The following is a 20135-nucleotide window of genomic DNA, read 5'->3' as shown; positions in this document are numbered from 1 at the left end:
TGGGGAGGAGGCCATCATGGGTGAACAAGGGCCCCTGGCACCTGGCGAGGCATGGCGGTCCGTGGCCGCTTGCTTCCTCTCCACCTTCGGGCTGCTCGCAGGGCGCCGGGTCCGGCTGCCGAAGAAACGGCAAGGGATGCGGCTCCGCTTCGCCGACGGCACCTCGGCCCGCGTGTACCGGGAGACCCGCCTCGGCAGCGGCTCGGCGAAGAACCCCTGCACGCTGGTGGTCGCCTTCCGGCTGCGTCTGGTCCGCGGGCCCGCGCACGCCCTGTTCCGCGCGGAGAGTCTGCTGAACACCCCGCTGTTCGTCGGTTTCCCCGGCTTCGCCTCGAAGCTGTGGCTGGCCCACGACGAGCGCGACCGCTACCGCGGGGTGTACGAGTGGGACGGCCCGGAACGGGCCGAACACTACGCCCGCTCCCTGTGGCGGGTACTGGCGCTGGTCAGCGTGCCGGGTTCGATCCACTACACCGTCCTGCCCGGCCTGCGCCGCGACGAGGCCCTCGCCGGCCCGGGACCGGGCGACGGCCCGGCCCCGGGCTACGACGCCGCGGCCTGGTGGCGCGTACGGGGCACGGCGTGACGACGGCGGTGGACGTCCTCGTGGCCGGGGCCGGTCCGGCCGGCCTCACCCTGGCCCTGCAGGCCCATGATCACGGAGCGCGGATCCGGATCGTCGAGCGGCGTCCCGAGGCTTTCCGGCCCTCCCGCGCCCTCATCCTGCATCCACGCACCCTGGAGGTCCTGCGCCCCCTCGGTGTCACGGACGCCCTGCTGGAGGTGGCGGACACCGCCCCGGCCGCCACCCTTCACCTCGGCTCCCGCGCCGCCGAAGCGAGCCTCGCGGACCTCGCCCTGCCCGACACGGCGTTCCCGCACCTGTCGCTCGTGCGGCAGATGGACGTCGAGAGGGTTCTGGCACAGGCACTGGCCGACCGCGGGGTGGCGGTGGAACGTGGCACCGAACTGGTCACCGCACGCGATGACGGGAACGGCGCGCGGGCCGTGCTGCGCACGCAGCAGGGCATTGAGGAGATCGGCTGCCTCTTCGTCGGCGGCTGCGACGGCCCCGCCAGCACCGTGCGGTCCTGCGCCGGCATCGGGTGGCCCGGCAGGCCCTACACCGAAGAGGTGGTTCTCGCGGACCTCGACCTCAGCAGCAGCCCCGGGGGCCCCGATGCCCAGCTGTTCGCCGGGCGTCAAGGGCTGCTGTTCCTGTTCCCCCTGGGCGAGCAGGCCACCTGGCGGCTGCTGGCCACGCGGGCGTCTCACCGTGGGACCGACCTGGACTTCGGCCAGCCCGGACCCGCCGTCGCGAGGACCGAGCTCCAGCGGCTCCTGGGCGACGCCGGACTGGACGCACGGATCGAGCGCCTCGCCTGGTCGGCACGGGTGCCGTTGCAGTTCCGCCTCGCCCGGCGGTTCCGCCAGGGGCGGCTCTTCCTCGCGGGGGACGCGGCGCACAACTACTCGCCCGCCACCGGCCAGGGCATGAACGCCGGCGTCCAGGACGCCGCGAATCTCGGCTGGAAGCTCGCCTTCGCGGCCGGCTGCTCCGGCGGTCCCGCGGGCGAGTGGGCTGCCGACGTGCTGCTCGACTCCTACGACAGGGAGCGCAGGCCGGCCGCCTGCCGACGGCTGATCCTCACGCACACGGCGTTCTGGGCAGAGGCGTCGACCGGTCCTGTCCCTTCATGGCTGCGCGCGGTGACCGCCGCTCGCGCCGCCCCGGCCGTGCCGGTCCTCCTGGACCGGCGGCGGCTGGTCGCGGAGGGGATCCGCCTCATCTCCCAGCTACGGGTGAACTATCGGCGCAGCCCCCTGTCGGTAGAGGGAACACCGCGCCTTGTCGGCGCTCCACGCCCGGGAGACCGCCTGCCGGACGCGACCGTCAGCCTCGGCGGGCCTCCACACCGGTTGCACGCACTCCTGGCACGCCCGGGCGTACACCTGCTGCTCCAGCGCGACGCCGATCCGCCACCACACGCGGTGCTCGGCCCCCATGTCACCCTCCTCCGGCTGGCGAACAGCCCCGGCAGCGGCGTGGTGGCCGTCCGCCCGGACGGACACGTCGGCTTCCGGTGCGGACGAGCCGACGCGGCCGGGCTGGGCGGCTGGCTGTCACTGGTCTGCGCCGCGGCCCGGTCACCGAGCCGGCCGTGGCCGCCGGGCGCCGCCGGATGACGGCGCCCGGCGGTCCCGGTTGCCCTCGCAGGCGGTGAGAGCGACGGTGGAGGGGGCAGCCGAGGGAGCCAGGGAGTGGGTGACCATGCGAGCACTCGTCTACCACGGCCCCGAACAGACCTCCTGGGACACGGTCGCGGACCCGGAGATCGAGGACCCGACCGACGTGGTCGTACGCGTCGACGTCACCACCGTCTGCGGCAGCGACCTGCACATCCGGCACGGGCACCTGCCCGAGGTGAAACCAGGAACGGTCCTCGGCCACGAGGCCGTCGGCGAGATCGTGGAAGCCGGCCGCGAGGTGCACTCCGTCGTCCCCGGGGATCAGGTGATCGTGTCGTCCGTTTCGGCCTGCGGCCACTGCCGGCTCTGCCGGGACGGCATGTTCGGGCAGTGCCGGGGCGGGGGCGGCTGGATCCTCGGGAATCTGGTCAACGGGACACAGGCGGAGCTCGTACGGGTGCCCTTCGCCGACTACTCGGTACGGCGGCGGCCCGACTCCCTGACGCTCGATGACGCGGTGCTGCTCGCCGAGGTCCTCCCGACCGCCTACGAGGTCGGCGTGCGGAACGGACACGTGGGCCCCGGGGACACCGTCGTCGTGGTGGGGGCCGGCCCCGTCGGTCTCGCCGCGGTCATCGTGGCACGCGTCTACTCGCCACGCAGGGTCATCGCCGTGGACCTCTCCCGTCCCCGGCTGGAAGCCGCCACCCGCCTGGGAGCCGACGCCGCCGAGGTGCCCGGACGGCTGATCGCCGACCTGGCCGAGGGACCCGGCGCGGACGTGGCCATCGAGGCCGCCGGAGACCCGGAGAGCTTCATCCTGTGCACCCGGGTCGTACGCCCGGGCGGGCACATCGCCAACATCGGTACGCACGGCAAACCGGCCACGCTGCATCTCGAGGCGCTGTGGCGCAAGAACATGACGATCAGCACCGGCCAGGTCGACACCTCCTCCACACCCTGGCTGCTCGACCTCGTGACGTCCGGACGCCTGCACATCTCCCCGCTCGTCACCCACACGTTCGGCCTCAGCCGGATGGAGGACGCCTACGAGGTGTTCTCCCACGGTACCGACACCGGCGCCCTCAAGGTGGTCTTGCACCGCGAATAGAACATCCGGGCCCCGACCTGGACCGTGCGGGAGGCTGAGGCGGCCTATGCGCACGCCTTCGTGGGTGCGGGCATCGGCGCCGCCCTCGCCGGGATGCGGCCGATCGTCGAGTGCCCCACCAGGACGAGCCCGGCGGTGGTTCAGGGTTTGGTGAGAGGACCGGCGTGCAGGGCGTTGCGTCGGCGCCGGTACTCCTCCTCGTCGATCTCCCCGCGGGCGAGCCGGTCCCCAAGGATCTGCTCGGACGTCTGCGGCGCGGCGGGGGTGTGATCGTGCTCGTGAGACCGGTTCACAGCGCGGTAGATCAGCACTCCCACCGCGATGATCAGCGCCCAGAACACGACCATGCTGGCGGACATGGCGAACCAGCCCCATCCGCTGACGTCGTGGCCGTACCAGAACATCGCCACTCACCTGCTTCGGTTCTTTCGGCGATCGGGGCCGGACGCTGGGGTCCGGCGCCTCGAGGAACCCGTGTCCTCGTCTTCATCGTGCCTCTGCCGGGGTCGGCGTGCTGGGGTCGGACGGGCCCCGAGCGGGTGGGCCCTTCGGCCCCTACCGGGGTGCTGTAGGGATACGGGACGCCGTGGGTGCCGTCAATGCCGGCCGTGAAGCTGATCGCCGCCCCCACCACCTGGTCAGCCGCCGCGTCCCGGCCGATCCGGCCGTCTACGCCGACAAGCCCGGCCGTACCGCGCGCCTGAGGATCATCAACGCCGGCAGTGACGCCGCAGACCGGGCCGTCCTCGGTGGCCACGGGATGACGATCACTCACGCCGACGCACCGGCTCCGGCCGCGCGCCCACGGCCACGGCCACGGTGCGGCCGACATCACAGGCCGGGAGCACCCCAGAGGGGGAACCAGCGCGTCAGATCCTGCTCGATGCGCAGGTCGTCCTTGACTATGCTCCTGACCTGCAGTTCGAGCGGGTTGTCGCGCTTCTCGCCGGGCTGGGGTGCGAAGGGGTAGAACGTGCCGCGCTTGTAGAGGTAGACCAGGGCCAGGGGGCGGAGCTCGGCGTCGTGGAAGGCGACGAGGGAGCAGAGCAGTTGGGGACCGAATCCACTGTCCCGCAGGGCGGCGTTGACCGCGTGCAGGTCGTTGACGAGTGCGGGCAGGTCGTCCGGCCCGCGGCGCGAGAGCAGCCATGAGTAACCGTAGTCGTCGCGGCTGAACTCCACGGGCATACCGCCGCGTTCGGGGTCGGAGTCCAGCAGGGCCCGTACGTCCTGCTGGACTTGGCTGAAGGCGCCGCCTTCGATACTGGCGAAGCAGACCGAGCCCGCTCCGGTCGGTGTGAAGCCGACGGCCGCCTGGAGTGTGATCGCCGCCGAGGGCAGGCCGAAGAGCTGGTCGAGGTCGGGCTTGACCGGCTTGCTCCGTCCCAGCAGGGCATCGAGGAAACCCACGGGCGTTCAGCTCCTTCCTGTCGTTCCCGGTCGGGGCACCGCCCGCCGTTCCGGGTGGCCGGTACGGCAATGGGCGGCGGTCATGCCGTCTCGCCCAGCTCCGCGGAGATCTCCGCGAGCGCCTCCAGACGCCGCTCCAGGCTGGGATGGGTGGAGAACACCCTGGCCACCGCGGTGCCGGGCCCGAGGGCGGGGGTGAAGAAGAACGCGTTGAACGCCTGTGCGGTACGCAGGTCCCGAGTCGGGATACGGGCCATGTCGCCGGTGACCTTGGTCAGCGCCGAGGCCAGGGCGGAGGGCCGCGCGGTGAGCATGGCTGCGGCCCGGTCGGCGGCCAGTTCGCGATAGCGGGACAGCGCCCGGATCAGCAGGAAGCTGATCACGTAGACCAGGACGGAGACCGCCATGACGAGTGCGATCGCCGCCGCGGCGTTCTGGTCGCGACTGCGCCCGCCGAACAGCTGGGAGTAGAAGGCGAAACGGACGACGAGGCCCGCGAGCACGCCCAGGAACGAGGCGATGGTGATCACTGCGACATCGCGGTGCGCGACATGGGACAGCTCGTGGGCCAGGACGCCTTCGAGCTCGGCGGGTTCCAGGCGGCGCTGAAGCCCGGTGGTCACGCAGACGACGGCGTGGTCGGCGTTGCGGCCGGTGGCGAACGCGTTGGGCAGGTCCATCCGGGAAACGGCCACCCGTGGTTTGGGCATGTCCGCGGCGGCGCACAGCCGGTCGATGACGCCGTGCAACTGGGGCGCCTCCTCCCGGGTGACCAGGCGGCCGCGCATGGCGTACAGGGCGATCCGGTCGGAGTACCAGTACTGGGCGGCCAGCAGCCCGGCGGCGATGACGACCACCAGGACGACGGACTTGAGCAGCACGATCAGCGCGGCGACGAACGCCACGTACAGCAGCCCGAGCAGGAACATCGTGACCAGCATCCGGGCGGTGAGCTGCCGGTCGGGCTCGAATCGGCTGCGCATCGCCATCACCCCGGGATCAGGCCCTCGTCGGAGAGCAGCTTCCGAACCTGTGTGAGGCTGGTGTCCTCGTCAGGCAGGACCAGGTCGGACGGGGCGATCGTCCGGTCCGGCACGGGCGTGCCGTAGCTGCGCACCGCGTCCAGCAGGGCCGACAGGGCCCCGGCGAACACCGTCTCGTCGCCGGCGTCTGCCGCCGACTGCAGGGCGGTATCGAGCTCGTTGAGCCGGTCGAGGTGGTCGTCGGCGATCTCGTACTGGCCCTCGCCGAGAATTCGCATGATCATCATGTCGCCTCCTGGTCCGGCGGGCCCTTCTCGGCGCTCTTGCCTTCGACGGCCGGCGGGGTGGCGGACGCCGGGAGCCGGGCTTTCATCCGGGCCAGTTCCCGGTCCACGTCCTGGCCCGTGGCGCGCTCGAGTTCGGCCTGGATGTCGTCGCGGCCGGCCGGGAGGGTGGCGTCCTCCAGGGCTCCGGAGGCGAGCAGTTCGTCCAGTGCCCCGGCGCGGGCCTGCAGCTGTTGTGTCTTGTCCTCGGCGCGCTGCATGGCCAGGCCGACATCGCCGAGTTCCTCGCCGATACCGGTGACGGCCTCGGTGATGCGGGTCTGGGCCTCGGCCGCCGTGTAGCGGGCCTTGATGGTCTCCTTGCTGGTGCGGAAGCTGTCCACCTTCGCCTGCAGTCGCTGGGAGGCAAGGGTGAGTTTCTCCTCCTCGGCCTGCAGCACCGCCTGCTGGGCCTGCAGGTCCGTGAGCTGGGAGTCCACGGCGGTACGCCGGCTCAGGGCCTCGCGGGCGAGGTCCTCGCGTCCGGCCCCGAGCGCCCGCTGAGCCTGTCCCTCCAGCTTGCCGCCGGACTGGCGCAGCTGGTTGATCTGCAGGTCGACGCGCTTGCGGCTGGTGGCCACATCCGCCACACCACGTCGTACCTTCCGCAGCATCTCCTGCTGCTGGACATAGGAGTAGTCCAGTGCCTCGCGCGGGTCCTCGGCCCGGTCCAGGGCCTTGTTCGCCTTCGTCCGGAAGAGGGTGGCTATGCGGTGGGTGATGCTGGTCATAGCGGCCTGCCTCCTCTCGATCGGTGAGGAATCAGCCAGTCCGTGCCCCGTCCGCGGGACACCTCCAGGCTCCGGCGGCGTGGTCCGGGCCGCAACCCTGGTCCTGGCGTCGTTCACGGCCTTGACGGCAGGCACGGGCAACACCGCACACCCCCATCCTGCGCCTCCGGCGCGAGGCGTGCTGGTCGGGCGGCCATGGTCGCGAAGAGGCCGGAGGCTGCGCAGCACCCGGGGCGGCCGTCGGTCCCGGCCACGGCCCGATCGACGATCATGCCCGGGGAGTTCCCGCTTGCCCGCCCGCCGCCGCGATCGTCGGCGTCCGGCTGCTCCGGCCGAGGTCACGAGGCTCGGGGCCGGCCGGCGCGCACCGCCCGCCGCCTCCTGTGCCCGCGGCAGGACCGTCGGGGACTCCGCATCCGGTGCGGGAGCCGGAGCGGTCCTGCCGTGGAACAGTGGAACAGAGGCGGCACGGGCCGCGTGGTTCCCGCTGAGGTGCGCGCCGAGCGGAGGAGGACGCGATGAGTCACCCGGTGCTGGCGGGTATCGACGGGTCCGCGCACAGTGCGTCGGCAGCGGACTGGGCGGCACAGGAGGCCGCGCTGCGTGGTGTTCCGCTGCACTTGGTACAGGCCTCCCCGCCACTTCCGGGCACCCCCGTGCCGGTACCGGCCGCGGACAGGCTGCGCGACATGGGTGAGCGGATGCTTCAGCGGGCGGTCAGCGACCTCGGCGACCGCTACCCGGACCTCGAGGTACGGGGTGAACAGTCCGACAGCGCCCCGGTCTCGGCACTTCTCGCCGCCGCGCACGCTGCCGGCATCGTCGTCGTCGGTACGCGGGGGACGGGCGGTTTCGACGGACTCGCGGTCGGCTCCGTGGCCTTGCGGATGGCGATGGCAGCACCGTGCCCCGTCGTACTGGTGCCCCAAGGGCACCCCGGCATCATCGGGGACGCGTCGCACCCGGCACGCGACGCCGCCCGGATGGTGGTCGGTTTCGACGCGCACCACCCGGTCGGTGAGGTGGCGGACTTCGCGTTCTCGGCCGCCGAGTCGCGGGGATCCCGTCTGCGGGTGGTCCAGGCATGGGCCCTTCCGGCCGACTCCGTGTCCCCCCGGACTCTGGCGGTCACCGAGGAGGACCGCGCCACCTGGGAGGACCAGGAGGTCCTGCGGCTCTCCGACGCCCTGCGCGTGTGGCAGGAGAAGTATCCGCGGGTGGCCGTCCGCCCCGACGTCGTGCTGCTCCACCCGGCGGAAGCGCTCCTGAACACGTCCCGCGGAGCGGAACTGCTCATCGTGGGCCGCCGTACCGATCCGCAGGCGGTCGAGGGCAGGCTGGGGTCCGTCACCCACGCCGTGCTGCACCACACCCGCTGCCCGGTGGCGGTCGTGCCGCACGGTCGCTGAAGTCGGATCAGCGGCTGTGACGGCGATCCGGCAGAGGCCTGGCGCGGTCAGCCGAAGAACACCTCGAACTCGTCGTACAGCGACCGGTCGACCCGCTTGGTCTTCTCCGTGGCGTCCGCGAGGGGGACGCGGACGATGTTCGCGCCCTGGAGGGCGACCATCACGCCGAAGTCACCGTCATTGACCGCGTCGACGGCGTGCAGCCCGAAGCGGGTGGCCAGCCACCGGTCGAAGGCGCTCGGCGTACCGCCCCGCTGGATGTGCCCCAGGACCGTGGTACGGGCGTCCGTGCCGGTGCGTGCCGAGATCTCCTGGGCCAGCCACTCGCCGATGCCGGACAGCCGCACATGGCCGAATTCGTCAAGCGTCTGGTCCTTGAGCATCATCTGTCCCTCGTGAGGGACGGCCCCCTCGGCCACGACGACGATCGGCGCATAGTTGATCTTGAATCGGCTCCGCACCCACGCACAGACCTGCTCGATGTCGAACGGCCGCTCCGGGATGAGGATCACGTTGGCGCCGCCCGCGACACCGGCGTGCATCGCGATCCACCCGGAGTGCCGTCCCATCACTTCGACCACCAGGGTGCGCATGTGCGATTCGGCCGTGGTGTGGAGGCGGTCGATGGCCTCGGTCGCGATGCCGACGGCGGTGTGGAAGCCGAAGGTGTAGTCGGTGCCGGAAACATCGTTGTCGATGGTCTTCGGCACGCCGACCAGGTTGATCCCCTGCCGGCTCAGTTCGGTGGCCACTCCGAGCGTGTCCTCGCCGCCGATCACGACGAGCGCGTCCACGTCGTGCCCGGCGAGGGTGTCCTGCACGCGTCGCAGCCCGTCCTCGTGTTTGAGCGGGTTGGTTCGGGAGGAGCCGAGGATGGTTCCGCCGCGGGGGAGGATGCCGCGCACGCTGGAGACGTCGAGCGGCACCACATTGCCCTGGAGCGCGCCGAGCCAGCCGTCTCGCAGGCCGACGAGGTCAAAGGCGTACTCCTGGACGCCTTTGCGGACGACGCTGCGGATCACAGCGTTGAGGCCGGGACAGTCGCCGCCGCCCGTCAGCACGCCAACCCTCATGGCTTCCTCCCATCGGCTGCTCACCGGCCTGGTTGCAGCCTTCTCCGCGGTCGAATCCGCTGCCGGAGGTCACGGGACACCTCCTCTCCAGCCTCCCTCCGTTCGGTCCGCAGTGGCTACTCGACGGCCCGGGACCCGGGTGGCTCGCACGATGCCCCAAGGGGGCGCCGGGCTCGTGCGACCACTGCCTCATGGGTGGTCGTCGCTCCTTCGCGGGCGACGAGCCAGGCGTGCGCGACGACGGCGACGCGGTGACCGCACCGGTCCGGAGTGGCGGCGCCCGGTCGCCGAGGAGGCCACCCCGCCGTCTCGGCACGGCGCTCGCGTCACTCACCGAGACCGCTGCCGGCGCCTGACGCCGCCTGCCCGCAGCCGACCGGTAGCCCCTCCGCCGCGCCCGGGGTCCGGTGCGGCGAGAGACGGTGATCGAGCACCGTCGCGCTGTCCGGTGTCAGCCGTCGCCACCTCGGGGGGGGCGGCAGCGCCCCGGCAAAGCGCAATAGACCGATCGGTTTTCATTTTGTCCACTCGAGTAACCTCGCGGTATGACCACCGTAGGGAAGTCAAGTACCAGAGAGCGGCTACTGGAGGCGGCGGCCACGCTCACCTACCGAGACGGTGTCGGCATCGGCGTCGAGGCGCTGTGCAAGGCGGCGGGGGTGTCGAAGCGTTCCCTGTACCAGCTGTTCGAGAGCAAGGACGAACTGCTGGCGGCGAGCCTGGGGGAACGCGCCTCCGCCTTCGCGGCCGGGCTCCTGCCGGCGGCGGACGACGGCCGTCCACCCCGCGAGCGGATCCTGCACGTCTTCGACCAGCTGGAGGAGCAGGCGAGTGAGCCCGACTTCCAAGGCTGTCGGTACCTGGCTGCTCAGATCGAGCTCAAAGACCAGAGCCACCCTGCAAGCCAGGTGGCCCACCAGGTCAAAGAGAATCTGACCGCCTTCTTCCGCGCCGAGGCCGAACGGGGCGGGGCGAGCCATCCCGACCTGCTGGCCCGGCAGCTCAGCCTGGTCTTCGACGGCGCCAGTGCCCGCGCGGGGATCGGAGCCGACAAGCTGACCGGGCTCGTCACACCCACGGTGACCACTCTGCTCGACGCGGCAGGCATGCGCTGACGCACCCCCGGGCTGACGGCTCCCCGCCCCTGATTCCCGCAACCGGTGCAGGCCTCCAGCCTGTTCGCCGCCGCCCGCGAACCCATGATCCGCCTCCGCGACACGGTGAACGAGACCATCCATCTCTCGGTGCCCGACGCGCTGCACAGCATGGTCGTCGTCGACCGCGTCGACTGCGACCACCCCGTACGGACCTTCCACACCATCGGCGACACCTCACCGCTGCACGCCACAGCCACCGGGCACGCGATCCTCGCCCATCTCCCGCATCCCGAGGTCGACGAGTTCGCCACGGGCACGTTCGAGGGATACGGCGAGGAGACCATCACCGACCCCGAGGAGCTGCGCACGGAACTCCGGCGGGTCAGGGAGCGTGGCTACTCCGTCAACCACAACCAGTACCTCCAGGGGATCTGCGCCATCTCCGCACCCGTCCTGGACGGTGACGGCGTCCCGCTGGCCGCCGTGGCCGTCTCCCTGCCTGATTCACGCTTCGAGCCCGGTCGGCTCGCGGAGCTGGGGCGACTGGTGACCGAGACGGCGGCGGAGATCACCGCGCGCCACCTGCGCTGAGGGCGCCTTCGGCCCGGCCCGCCCTACGGCGAGGCAGGGCCCTCCCCGTGCCCGGCCAGGAGGACAGAGCGGCCGGGCACGGCGTGGCCCGCGCGGTGTGCGATGCGGCGAATGTCAGGGCAGGACCGCCGTCATCGCACAGGCACCGCGAGGTACTGGTACTCCAGGAACTCGTCGATCCCGACCCGGCCGCCCTCGCGGCCCAGCCCGGACTGCTTGACGCCGCCGAAGGGGGCGGCCGGGTTGGAGACGAGGCCGGTGTTGAGGCCGACCATTCCGACCTCCAGACGCTCGCTGACCCGCAGGGCGCGGTCCAGGCCCTCGGTGAAGACGTAGCCGACGAGGCCCCAGGGGGTGTCGTTGGCCCGGCGGATCACCTCGTCCTCGTCGTCGAAGGTGAGGATCGCCGCGACCGGGCCGAAGATCTCCGTGTCCATCAGGCGGCTGTCGGCATCGACGTCGGTGAGCACGGTCGGCGGGTAGAAGCAGCCCGGCCCCTCGGGCGTACGGCCGCCGACGAGCACCCGGGCGCCGCGCTCCACCGCGTCGGCCACCAGTTCCTCGACCTTGGCCCGTCCGACCCTGTCGATCAGCGGGCCGACGTCGACGCCGTCCCGGGTGCCGGGGCCCACGACCAGCGCGCCCATGCGCTCGGCCAGGCGACGCCCGAACTCCTCCGCCACGGAGGAGTGGACGAAGAACCGGTTGGCGGCGGTGCAGGCCTCGCCCATGTTGCGCATCTTGGCGACCATCGCGCCGTCGACCGCCTTGTCCAGGTCGGCGTCCTCGAAGACGACGAACGGCGCGTTCCCGCCCAGCTCCATCGAGGTCCGCACGACCGCCTCCGCGCTCTGGGCGAGCAGCAGGCGTCCCACGTTGGTGGAGCCGGTGAAGGACAGCTTGCGGATCCGGCCGCCGCGCAGGAGCGGTTCGCACACCTCCCCCGCACGGGAGGTGGTGACGACGTTCAGCACCCCGTCCGGCAGCCCGGCCTCCTGGAGGATCGCGGCGAGAGCCAGGCTGGACAGAGGGGTCTGCGGGGCCGGCTTGAGGATCATCGTGCAGCCGGCGGCGATCGCCGGGCCGATCTTGCGGGTGCCCATGGCCAGCGGGAAGTTCCACGGGGTGATCAGCAGACAGGGGCCGACCGGGCGGCGGGAGAGCAGCATGCGGTTGCGGCCGTCGGGCAGGACGCCGTGGCCGCCGTCGATACGGACGGCCTCCTCGGAGAACCAGCGGAAGAACTCGGCCGCGTACGCCACCTCGCCCCTGGCCTCCGCCAGCGGCTTGCCCATCTCGGCCGTCATCAGGTGGGCCAACTCGTCGGTGCGCTCGACGATGATCTCGTACGCCCGGCGCAGGATCTCGCTGCGCACCCGGGGCGCCGTACGGGCCCACGCCTCCTGCGCCCGGACGGCCGCCTCCTCGGCGCGCTGGGCGTCCTTGGCGCCGGCGTCGGCGACGTGGGCGAGGATCTCACCGGTCGCGGGGTCGTCCACGGGCATGGTGGCGCCGTCCGCGGCGTCCGTCCAGGTCCCGCCGATGAACAACTGCGTGGGTGTGTCGGTCATGACGTCTCTCCTGGTGGAACGGCTTGATCGGCGGCAGGGTCGAGGAGTTCCGCGAGGTGCAGGGCGCGGATGCCCCGGTCACCGGCGAGGTGGTCGATCTGGGTGGCGCAGCTGAAGCCGTCCGCGACGACGACGGTCGGCGTGTCCTGGTCGATGCCGTCGAGGCGTGGCTTCAGAGCCAGGTCGGCGACGGCCATCGATGTGTCGTAGTGCTGCGCCTCGAAGCCGAAGTTTCCGGCGAGTCCACAGCAGCCCTCGGCCTCGTCGACCTTGACCACACCCAATTGGCGCAGCAGGTCGGTGGGGCGGCTGCCCTTGAAGGTGGCGTACTCGTGGCAGTGGGCCTGCAGGACGACGTCGGCCGGCAGCTCGGGGGGCGTCCAGTCGGGGGCGGCCAGGTCGGTCAGGGCGCCGGTGAAGGTGTGGACGCGCTCCGCGACCCGACGGGCGGCGTCCGTGCCGAGGAGCTCGGGCACGTCACGCTTGAGGGCGGCGGCGCAGCTGGGTTCGGCCACGACGACGGGCCGCTCGTCACCGTTGTCGAGGTGGGCGACCGTACGGGCCATGATGCGGCGGGCGACGGACAGCTGGCCGGTGCTGACCCAGGTCAGGCCGCAGCACAGGCCGTCCTCCACCGTGCAGGGGATTCCCGCGTCGGCGAGCACGCGGCTCGCGGCGCCCGCCACCTCCGGACGAAACGCACGCGTGAAGCTGTCGATGAAGAGCACAGCCCTCGCTGATTCGCCGGTCTTCGCACCGCGCAGGACCCCGCGCGATGCGCGCCGGGAGGCGAAGGCCGGGATCCGGCGCTTCGTGGTCACCCCTCCCAGCCGGGCGAGCAGCTTGCCGACCGGTCCGCGCAGCAGCGCGTTGACCGGGCGGGCGGCGTATCCGGCCACGGCCGAGGTCAGCGGCAGCCAGCCCAGCGAGTAGTGGGAGCGGGGCCGGATCCTGCCCTTGTAGTGCTGGTGCAGGAACTCCGCCTTGTAGGTGGCCATGTCGACGCCGACCGGGCAGTCGCTGGAGCACGCCTTGCAGGACAGGCACAGGTCGAGGGCGTCGCGTACCTCCGTCGAGCGCCAGCCGCCCTGGACGAGGTCGCCCCGCACCATCTCCTGAAGGAGTCGGGCCCGGCCCCGGGTGGAGTCGGTCTCCTCCCCGGTGGCCCGGTAGCTCGGGCACATCACACCGCCCGCGTCGCTGCGGCAGCGGCCCACGCCGACGCAGCGGCGTACCGCGCCCGCGAAGCCGTCCTCGTCATGCGGGAAGGAGAAATCAGTCGCCGGGGGCTGGATCTGGTGCAGCGCGAGATCGGCGTCGAGCGGGGCCGGGGCCACGATCACGCCCGGGTTGAGCAGCCCCTCGGGGTCGAATACATCCTTGAAGGCGGTGAAGGCCCGGATCATGCGGTGGCTGTACATGACCTCCAGCAGCTCACCGCGCGCCCGCCCGTCGCCGTGCTCGCCGGACAGGGTCCCGCCGTGCGCGACGACCAGGGCTGCCGCCTCGTGCAGGAAGCGGCGGGCGGCAGTGCGGCCCACGTCCGTCGCGAGGTCGAAGTCGATGCGCACATGGACGCACCCCGCGCCGAAGTGCCCGTACATCACGCCGGTGAGTACATGGGAGGCGAGCAGCTTGCGGAAGTCCCGCAAATAGCCGGCGAGGTTCTCGGGCGCGACCGCCGAATCCTCCCAGCCGGGCCAGGACTCCCCACCGTCGACGAGGCGGGCGGCCAGGCCGGCCCCGTCTTCGCGGACTCGCCACAAGGAGCGCCGTTCGGCCGCGCTCTCCACGACCCGCCCGCCGGTCATCCGGCCCTGTGCCTTGAGCACGTCGAGGAGCTGGGCCGCGCGGGTGTTGACCGTGGCCTCGTCGTCGCCGTCGAGTTCGACATACAGCCAGGCCCGCCCTTCGGGCAGTCCGGTCACGGAGTCCGGGCCGCGGCGGGCGCGCATGGTAGCGACGATCGCCTCGTCCATGCCCTCCACGGCGGTGGGATTCCAGCGCAGGATCTCCGGCACGTCCTCGGCCGCGTCGACGACATCGTCGTAGCCGAGAGTGAGAAGCGTGGAAGCCTGTGCGGTCGCCACCAAGCGGACCGTCGCGGCGGTGACGACCGCACAGGAGCCCTCGGTGCCGACCAGGGCGCGGGCCATGTCGAAGCCGTGCTCGGGCAGCAGGTGGTGCAGCTGATAGCCGGAGACCTGACGGGGAATGCGGCCCAGCTCGGTACGGATCGGCGCCAGGTTGTCCGCGATCAGACGGCGTATGTCCGCCTCGAGACGGGCGACGAGTTCGGCGTCCTGCGGGTCCACCGCGTGCAGTCCGGTGCGGTCGGCGACAGCGCGCACGCCGTCGACCGTCACGATCTCCAGCGCCTCGATGTGCGAGCTGGTACGCCCGTGCCGCACGGACCGGTTGCCGCACGCGTCGTTGCCAATCATGCCGCCGAGCGTGCAGCGGCTGTGCGAGGACGGGTCGGGGCCGAAGGAGAGCCCGTGCAGGGCGGTCGCGCTCTGCAGTGCGTCGAGGACGACTCCGGCCTCGACACGCGCGGTCCCGCTGGCCGGGTCGATGTCCAGGATCCGGTTCATGTACCGGGAGAAGTCCAGGACAACGCCCGGCCCGACCGCGTTGCCGGCCATGCTGGTCCCGCCGCCGCGCGCGGTGATGGGAACGCCCGTCTCCTTGCAGGCCCGCAGCACCGCGACCACGTCGTCGGCGCTGCGGGGGAAGGCCACAGCCTGCGGGGGGACACGGTAGTTGGAGGCGTCGTAGGCGTACTGGCCGAGGGCGCCCGGGCCGGATTCCATCCGCAGGCCGGGAGCCGTCCTGGTGAGGCGGGCGGTCAGCCGCGCCACGCTATCGCTCATCGCGGCGATGCTCCTGAGGTACCGGCTTCCACCGCGGTCGCCCACGCCTGGAGGCCCTCGTCCACCGCCGTCTCGTCGATGACGAGCGCCGGGATCATCCGTACGACCTGGTTCCACGCGCCGCACAGCAGCAGGAGCAGGCCCTCGTCGATCGCGGCGCGCTGCACTCGGGCGGCGGTCTCGGGGTCGGGGCCGCCGTCCTCGGTGACGAACTCGGTAGCCAGCATCAGGCCCAGGCCGCGGACGTCGCCGATGCCCGGCGTGCGGTCGGCCACCGCCTCCAGGCCGTGGCGCAGCCGCTTGCCCATCGCGTCGGCGTTCTCGACGAGCCTCTCGTCGCGTACGACGTCGAGGGTGGCGACGGCCGCCGCGCAGGCCACGGCGTTGGCACCGTACGTGCCGCCCTGCGAGCCCGGCCACGCCTTCGCCATCAGCTCCTCGGAGGCGGCGATGCCGGACAGTGGGAAGCCGCTGGCCAGCCCCTTGGCGGTGACGAGGATGTCCGGGGTGACGCCGAAGTGGTCGTGGCCCCAGAAGCGGCCCGTGCGGCCGACACCGGTCTGCACCTCGTCGAGGATGAGGAGGAAGCCGTGCCGGTCTGCGCGTTCCCGCAGTCCTTCCATGAAGGCGCGGTTCGCCGGGACGTAGCCGCCTTCGCCGAGCACCGGCTCGACAATGATCGCGGCCGTGTCGGCGGGGGACGAGATCGTCTGGAGGGTGTAGTCGAGCTCCTGGAGGGCGAAGCGGGTGGCGGTCTCCTCGTCCCAGCCGTAGCGGTAGGCCGACGGAAACGGGGTGACGACCACGCCGCTCATCAGCGGGGAGAAACCGGAGCGGAAGCGGGTACCGGAGGTGGTCATGGAGGCGGCGGCGACCGTACGGCCGTGGAAGCCGCCGTGGCAGACGACGACGTTGGGGCGGCCGGTGGCCTGGCGGGCAAGGCGCAGCGCGGCCTCGACGGCCTCGCTGCCGGAGTTGGTGAAGAACAGGCTGTCCAGTCCGGCCGGCAGCACTTCGCCCAGCTTCTCGACGAGCTGCCGCAGCGGCTGGTGCATGACAGTCGTGTACTGGCCGTGCACCAGCGTGCCCACCTGCTCCTGCGCCGCCGCTACGACCTTGGGGTGGCAGTGCCCGGTGCTGGTGACGCCGATGCCGGCGGTGAAGTCGAGGTAGCGGCGGCCGTCCTCACCGTAGAGGTGGACGCCCTCGCCCCGGACCGCCACCACGGGCGTGGCCTGGCGAAGGTGCGGCGACAGTGCGGTCATGTTGTCTCCCGGCCTCGGTGCTCTGGCTGCTGCGGTATCCCGAGCATCTCCGCGGACCGGGGGTGCGCCAACGTGCGATCTGTCCGGTCGGGCCGCGACATCCGGACGTTGTGTCAGCCTCACCGGGGTCGTGCCGGGTGCCGATCGCTCACGGACCGCTCTTGCGCAGGTCAGCGACGCTTGTCACAGTGGCCGGGCACTCCCGGGCGCTGAGCCGTGCTCGAGCAGGGGACCCCATGGAGACACCGTGAACGACAACCACCCGGTCGGCCGTGGGCCCACCCGCGCACTCACCGTCGCCGACGTCCTGGCCCTTCCCGTGCTGGCAGCCGGACAGCCCCAGGTCGTCACCGGTGTGGCCCACCTAGAGCGGCCGGTCGGGTGGGTCCACATCACCGAACTGACCGACCCCGCGTCCTTCCTCAAGGGCGGCGAACTCGTCCTGACCACCGGAATGCCGCTCCCGGACGACGTGCCGGGCGTGCGCAGGTACGTCGACGAACTCGCCGACGTCGGGGCAGCTGCGCTGGTCATCGAACTCGTGCGTCGCTATCACCGCCCGCCGGACGCACTCGTGGACGCCTGCCGCCTGCGGGGCCTTCCCCTCGTCACGCTCGCCAAGGACGTCAACTTCCTGGAGGTCACCCAGGTCGTGCACGCCCTCCTGCTCGGCAACCAGGCGGACGCGATGCGCCGCACCCAGCGCATCCACGAGGTGTTCACCGCCCTGACCCTGCGCGGTGCCGGCCCGGAGGACGTGGTGCGCGCGGCGGCGGAGATGTGCGGCCGCACGGTCGTCCTGGAGAACCTGGTGCACCAGGCACTGATCTGCGAACCGTCCGGAGGCACGGTGGAGGAGGCGCTCACCGGTTGGGAACAGCGGTCCAGAGCCACCGGGGCCGACGACCACACGGCGGCATGCGGACCAGCCCGCTGGCTCACCGCACCCGTCGAGTACCAGGGCGAGCGCTGGGGCCGTGTGGTCATGCTCCCGGCCCGTGCCGACGGCCCCGCCTTCGGGCCGGAGGAGATCACCGTGCTGGAGAGGACCGCGATGGCACTGACCGTCGCCCGCCTCATCCATCACACCCCCTGGGGACGCACCGCACACCGAAACGCCCTGCGCGACCTGGTGGACCAGCGCCACCGCTCCGCCGAGGACGCCCGCGCCCGCTGCGCCGCACTGGGCCTGCCGTCCGACCGAAGCCGGTTCGTCGCGATTCTGGTGGACCTCCGCACAGACAGAGGGGGGACCGAGGCCGAGACCCGCCTGTTCCAGGAGCTGCGGACGGCAGGCGTCTCGGCCCTCGTCGGCGAGTTGGCCCCCGACCGCCTTGGCATCCTGCTGGCTCTGCGTCCCTCCCAACCCTGGCGCCCCATCGTCGAACGACTGTGCAGCACCGCGCTCATCCTGGCCCCCCAGGCAGTGGTGAGCATCGGCTCGGAGATCACGGACCTCTCCGACGCCGCCCGCTCGTTCCGCGAGGCGGCCCGCGTCGCCGAGGCCACCCCACCCGGCCAGCCCCTCCCCCCGGGCCGGTCCTTCCACGAGCTGTCCGACATCGGCCTGCACCGCCTGCTGTACGCCCTCCGCGAGGACACTCGCATCCAGGAGTACGCCGAACAGCAGCTCGGGCGACTAATCGATCATGACACCCAGCACGGCACCGACCTGCTGACGACCCTGCGCCACTACCTCGAAGCGGCCGGCAACAAGACCACCGCCGCACGCCGGGGCGGCCTCTCCCGCGAAACCATGTACCAACGCCTGCGCACCATCGAGCGTCTCCTCGACCGCGACCTGGAATCCGGCGAACAGCGCACCGAACTCCACGCGGCTCTCACGGCACTCGATGTGCTGCGAGCCCACTGACGGGGCACCAAGGCTACGAGAGGCACGACCGCACGGGCCTTACCGAGGACGCGCATCAAGTGGTCACGATCGCTGAACGCTGTCCTGTGTCAGGAGTCAGGTCCGGACCCGGGACAGCATCCTCTCCCGCCCGTCACACCCTCTCCCCTCCAGAAACACAGAGCATGCTAAGTGCCAGCACCCGGAGCACCCTGGATCAGACACCGGCCGCGGCACAGAGTGGCACGAATGGCCTTCCACCAGGCATGACTCCAGATCGAGGCCACAACCGTCGCAGGCCCTTACGCAATCCTCGTGGCTACGGCGCGAGCGGAGGCCGGCGCGCAGATGAGCCTCGCCTCGCAGTTTTGTGCCAACTGTAAATCCTCGTCACAACCCGTCAGCGCCGAACCCGGGGCATCCCCAGCCCGATCCACGAGATGATCTCCCGCTGGATCTCGTTGTTGCCGCCGCCGAAGGTGAAGATGACCGCCGAGCGATAGCCGCGTTCCAGTTCGCCGCGCAGGACCGCGCCCGCCGAACCCTCCTTCAGGGTGCCAGGGGCGGCGACGATCTCCATCAGCCAGGCGTAGGCGTCGCGGCGGGCCTCCGAACCGTAGACCTTGACGGCGGAGGCGTCCTGCGGGGTGAGGGTGCCGTCCTGGACCGCGCCGACCATCTGCCAGTTGAGCAGTTTCAGCGCGTCCAGCCGGGCGTGAGTGCGGGCCAGGAGACGGCGTACCCAGGGCAGGTCGGCGACGCGGCGGCCGTCGGCGAGCTTGGTCTCCATCGCCCAGCGCTGTACGTCGTACAGGGCGCGGATCGCCATGGTGCCGTGGGCTGCCAGGGTCACGCGCTCGTGGTTGAGCTGGTTGGTGATCAGCCGCCAGCCCTGGTTCTCGGCGCCGACCCGGCGGGAGACGGGCACGCGGACGTTCTCGTAGTAGCTGGCGGTGGTGTCGTGCGAGGCGAGGGTGTTGATGAGGGTGCAGGAGTAGCCGGGGGCGGAGGTCGGCACCAGGAGCATGGTGATGCCCTTGTGCGGCGGGGCCTCCGGGTCGGTGCGTACGGCCAGCCACACCCAGTCGGCCGTGTCGCCGTTGGTCGTCCAGATCTTCTGGCCGTCGACGACGTACGTGTCGCCGTCCCGTACCGCGCGGGTCCGCAGCGAGGCCAGGTCGGTGCCGGCGCCGGGCTCGCTGTAGCCGATGGCGAAGTCGATCTCGCCGGCGAGGATCTTGGGCAGGAAGTACGCCTTCTGCTCGTCGGTGCCGTACTGCATGATCGTCGGACCCACGGTGTTCAGTGCCATGAGCGGCAGCGGCACGCCGGCCTGGGCGGCCTCGTCGAAGAAGATGAACTGCTCCATCGCCGTGAGGCCGCGCCCGCCGTACTGCTTCGGCCAGCCCACGCCGAGCCAGCCGTCGGCGCCCAGCCTCCGGATGGTCTCGCGGTAGAACCGCTTCTGGGCGGCCGGAGCGCCGCGCCGGGCATAGGCGTTGTCCGGGACCAGGCCGGCGAAGTAGGCGCGCAGTTCGGTGCGCAGCCGCTGCTGCTCGGGCGTGTATTCGAGGTGCACGGCGCCTCCAGGGTCCCCGGACCGGTCCTGTTGGCGCACACCGTAGAACGTGTTTCAGAAATTGGGAATGGCCTTGC

Annotated in this window: 17 protein-coding genes and 1 pseudogene; 8 read left to right on the top strand and 10 right to left on the bottom strand. The window is 71.6% G+C overall.

Annotated features, from left to right (window positions below; all coding sequences use genetic code 11):
• The first annotated feature begins 16 nt into the window (after nucleotides 1–16).
• From ACZ5TL_RS16170 to ACZ5TL_RS16160, 3 genes are all read left to right on the top strand, one after another.
• Entirely contained in the window at nucleotides 17–586 is a 570-nt protein-coding gene (locus ACZ5TL_RS16170; protein WP_468590326.1) for a hypothetical protein, read from the top strand.
• Nucleotides 583–2187 carry an FAD-dependent monooxygenase gene (locus tag ACZ5TL_RS16165; protein ID WP_468590325.1) on the top strand — a complete coding sequence of 535 codons (1605 nt, stop codon included), beginning with the start codon at nucleotides 583–585 and terminating at the stop codon, nucleotides 2185–2187. The genes ACZ5TL_RS16170 and ACZ5TL_RS16165 overlap by 4 nt, the downstream gene beginning before the upstream one ends.
• Before the next feature lie 85 nt (nucleotides 2188–2272).
• Nucleotides 2273–3301, top strand: a complete 1029-nt coding sequence (locus ACZ5TL_RS16160; protein ID WP_468590530.1) for an alcohol dehydrogenase catalytic domain-containing protein — start codon at nucleotides 2273–2275, stop codon at nucleotides 3299–3301.
• 140 nt (nucleotides 3302–3441) lie between these two features.
• Here ACZ5TL_RS16160 and ACZ5TL_RS16155 read toward each other — a convergent pair whose 3' ends face one another.
• The gene (locus ACZ5TL_RS16155) at nucleotides 3442–3705 is read right to left on the bottom strand and encodes an SHOCT domain-containing protein (RefSeq protein ID WP_468590324.1); all 264 of its coding nucleotides are present in this window, start codon (nucleotides 3703–3705) and stop codon (nucleotides 3442–3444) included.
• 107 nt (nucleotides 3706–3812) lie between these two features.
• Here ACZ5TL_RS16155 and ACZ5TL_RS16150 point away from each other — a divergent pair.
• Nucleotides 3813–4073, top strand: a pseudogene (locus ACZ5TL_RS16150) (cupredoxin domain-containing protein); the annotation flags it as partial.
• 59 nt (nucleotides 4074–4132) lie between these two features.
• Here ACZ5TL_RS16150 and pspAB read toward each other — a convergent pair.
• The 4 genes from pspAB to ACZ5TL_RS16130 all read right to left on the bottom strand — a co-directional run bounded on the left by pspAB (nucleotide 4133) and on the right by ACZ5TL_RS16130 (nucleotide 6748).
• Nucleotides 4133–4711 (bottom strand): PspA-associated protein PspAB, encoded by a 579-nt coding sequence (gene pspAB, locus ACZ5TL_RS16145; protein WP_468590323.1) that lies wholly within the window; start codon nucleotides 4709–4711, stop codon nucleotides 4133–4135.
• 80 nt (nucleotides 4712–4791) lie between these two features.
• On the bottom strand, nucleotides 4792–5694 hold the full coding sequence (gene htpX, locus ACZ5TL_RS16140) for a zinc metalloprotease HtpX (protein WP_468590322.1): 903 nt from the start codon (nucleotides 5692–5694) through the stop codon (nucleotides 4792–4794).
• 5 nt (nucleotides 5695–5699) lie between these two features.
• The gene (gene pspAA, locus ACZ5TL_RS16135) at nucleotides 5700–5978 is read right to left on the bottom strand and encodes a PspA-associated protein PspAA (protein ID WP_468590529.1); all 279 of its coding nucleotides are present in this window, start codon (nucleotides 5976–5978) and stop codon (nucleotides 5700–5702) included.
• On the bottom strand, nucleotides 5978–6748 hold the full coding sequence (locus ACZ5TL_RS16130) for a PspA/IM30 family protein (RefSeq protein WP_468590321.1): 771 nt from the start codon (nucleotides 6746–6748) through the stop codon (nucleotides 5978–5980). Before ACZ5TL_RS16130 ends, pspAA begins: the two co-directional genes overlap by 1 nt.
• A gap of 518 nt (nucleotides 6749–7266) precedes the next feature.
• Between ACZ5TL_RS16130 and ACZ5TL_RS16125 the strand changes: the two genes are divergently transcribed.
• Nucleotides 7267–8157, top strand: a complete 891-nt coding sequence (locus ACZ5TL_RS16125; protein WP_468590319.1) for a universal stress protein — start codon at nucleotides 7267–7269, stop codon at nucleotides 8155–8157.
• 47 nt (nucleotides 8158–8204) lie between these two features.
• Here the strand turns inward: ACZ5TL_RS16125 and ACZ5TL_RS16120 are convergent, their stop codons facing one another.
• Entirely contained in the window at nucleotides 8205–9230 is a 1026-nt protein-coding gene (locus ACZ5TL_RS16120; protein WP_468590318.1) for a 6-phosphofructokinase, read from the bottom strand.
• A 545-nt stretch (nucleotides 9231–9775) separates the two neighbouring features.
• Between ACZ5TL_RS16120 and ACZ5TL_RS16115 the strand changes: the two genes are divergently transcribed.
• Together ACZ5TL_RS16115 and ACZ5TL_RS16110 are read left to right on the top strand one after the other, a co-directional pair.
• Nucleotides 9776–10345, top strand: a complete 570-nt coding sequence (locus ACZ5TL_RS16115) for a TetR/AcrR family transcriptional regulator (RefSeq protein WP_468590317.1) — start codon at nucleotides 9776–9778, stop codon at nucleotides 10343–10345.
• A 45-nt stretch (nucleotides 10346–10390) separates the two neighbouring features.
• A complete protein-coding gene (locus ACZ5TL_RS16110; RefSeq protein WP_468590315.1) occupies nucleotides 10391–10918 on the top strand; it encodes an IclR family transcriptional regulator in 528 nt (175 codons plus the stop codon).
• Between the two features lie 131 nt (nucleotides 10919–11049).
• On the opposite strand, the gene ACZ5TL_RS16105 is transcribed toward ACZ5TL_RS16110, so the two are convergent.
• Genes ACZ5TL_RS16105 through ACZ5TL_RS16095 form a run of 3 tightly spaced genes read right to left on the bottom strand, consistent with a single transcriptional unit; the run spans nucleotide 11050 to nucleotide 16627 of the window.
• On the bottom strand, nucleotides 11050–12489 hold the full coding sequence (locus ACZ5TL_RS16105) for an NAD-dependent succinate-semialdehyde dehydrogenase (RefSeq protein ID WP_468590313.1): 1440 nt from the start codon (nucleotides 12487–12489) through the stop codon (nucleotides 11050–11052).
• Nucleotides 12486–15362, bottom strand: a complete 2877-nt coding sequence (locus tag ACZ5TL_RS16100) for an FAD-binding and (Fe-S)-binding domain-containing protein (protein ID WP_468590311.1) — start codon at nucleotides 15360–15362, stop codon at nucleotides 12486–12488. The genes ACZ5TL_RS16105 and ACZ5TL_RS16100 overlap by 4 nt, the downstream gene beginning before the upstream one ends.
• Nucleotides 15359–16627 (bottom strand): aspartate aminotransferase family protein, encoded by a 1269-nt coding sequence (locus ACZ5TL_RS16095; RefSeq protein ID WP_468590310.1) that lies wholly within the window; start codon nucleotides 16625–16627, stop codon nucleotides 15359–15361. Before ACZ5TL_RS16095 ends, ACZ5TL_RS16100 begins: the two co-directional genes overlap by 4 nt.
• 247 nt (nucleotides 16628–16874) lie before the next feature.
• On the opposite strand from ACZ5TL_RS16095, the gene ACZ5TL_RS16090 reads away from it, so the two are divergent.
• Complete coding sequence (locus ACZ5TL_RS16090; RefSeq protein WP_468590309.1) at nucleotides 16875–18500, top strand: PucR family transcriptional regulator; 1626 nt, start codon at nucleotides 16875–16877, stop codon at nucleotides 18498–18500.
• A gap of 379 nt (nucleotides 18501–18879) precedes the next feature.
• Here ACZ5TL_RS16090 and ACZ5TL_RS16085 read toward each other — a convergent pair whose 3' ends face one another.
• Complete coding sequence (locus ACZ5TL_RS16085; RefSeq protein ID WP_468590307.1) at nucleotides 18880–20058, bottom strand: acyl-CoA dehydrogenase family protein; 1179 nt, start codon at nucleotides 20056–20058, stop codon at nucleotides 18880–18882.
• Nucleotides 20059–20135: the final 77 nt, after the last annotated feature.

This window comes from Streptomyces sp. NPDC033136 (genome assembly GCF_055578235.1).
The sequence above is the reverse complement of the archived record's forward strand: the minus strand, read 5'-3'. Positions and strand labels throughout refer to the sequence as shown.

What these genes read in the sequence shown, in the direction of transcription:
- ACZ5TL_RS16170 (WP_468590326.1), top strand. Translation starts at nt 17, where the DNA reads ATGGGTGAACAAGGGCCCCTGGCACCTGGCGAGGCATGGCGGTCCGTG.
- ACZ5TL_RS16160 (WP_468590530.1), top strand. Translation starts at nt 2,273, where the DNA reads ATGCGAGCACTCGTCTACCACGGCCCCGAACAGACCTCCTGGGACACG.
- ACZ5TL_RS16155 (WP_468590324.1), bottom strand. Translation starts at nt 3,705, where the DNA reads ATGTTCTGGTACGGCCACGACGTCAGCGGATGGGGCTGGTTCGCCATG.
- htpX (WP_468590322.1), bottom strand. Translation starts at nt 5,694, where the DNA reads ATGCGCAGCCGATTCGAGCCCGACCGGCAGCTCACCGCCCGGATGCTG.
- pspAA (WP_468590529.1), bottom strand. Translation starts at nt 5,978, where the DNA reads ATGATCATGCGAATTCTCGGCGAGGGCCAGTACGAGATCGCCGACGAC.
- ACZ5TL_RS16130 (WP_468590321.1), bottom strand. Translation starts at nt 6,748, where the DNA reads ATGACCAGCATCACCCACCGCATAGCCACCCTCTTCCGGACGAAGGCG.
- ACZ5TL_RS16125 (WP_468590319.1), top strand. Translation starts at nt 7,267, where the DNA reads ATGAGTCACCCGGTGCTGGCGGGTATCGACGGGTCCGCGCACAGTGCG.
- ACZ5TL_RS16120 (WP_468590318.1), bottom strand. Translation starts at nt 9,230, where the DNA reads ATGAGGGTTGGCGTGCTGACGGGCGGCGGCGACTGTCCCGGCCTCAAC.
- ACZ5TL_RS16115 (WP_468590317.1), top strand. Translation starts at nt 9,776, where the DNA reads ATGACCACCGTAGGGAAGTCAAGTACCAGAGAGCGGCTACTGGAGGCG.
- ACZ5TL_RS16105 (WP_468590313.1), bottom strand. Translation starts at nt 12,489, where the DNA reads ATGACCGACACACCCACGCAGTTGTTCATCGGCGGGACCTGGACGGAC.
- ACZ5TL_RS16100 (WP_468590311.1), bottom strand. Translation starts at nt 15,362, where the DNA reads ATGAGCGATAGCGTGGCGCGGCTGACCGCCCGCCTCACCAGGACGGCT.
- ACZ5TL_RS16095 (WP_468590310.1), bottom strand. Translation starts at nt 16,627, where the DNA reads ATGACCGCACTGTCGCCGCACCTTCGCCAGGCCACGCCCGTGGTGGCG.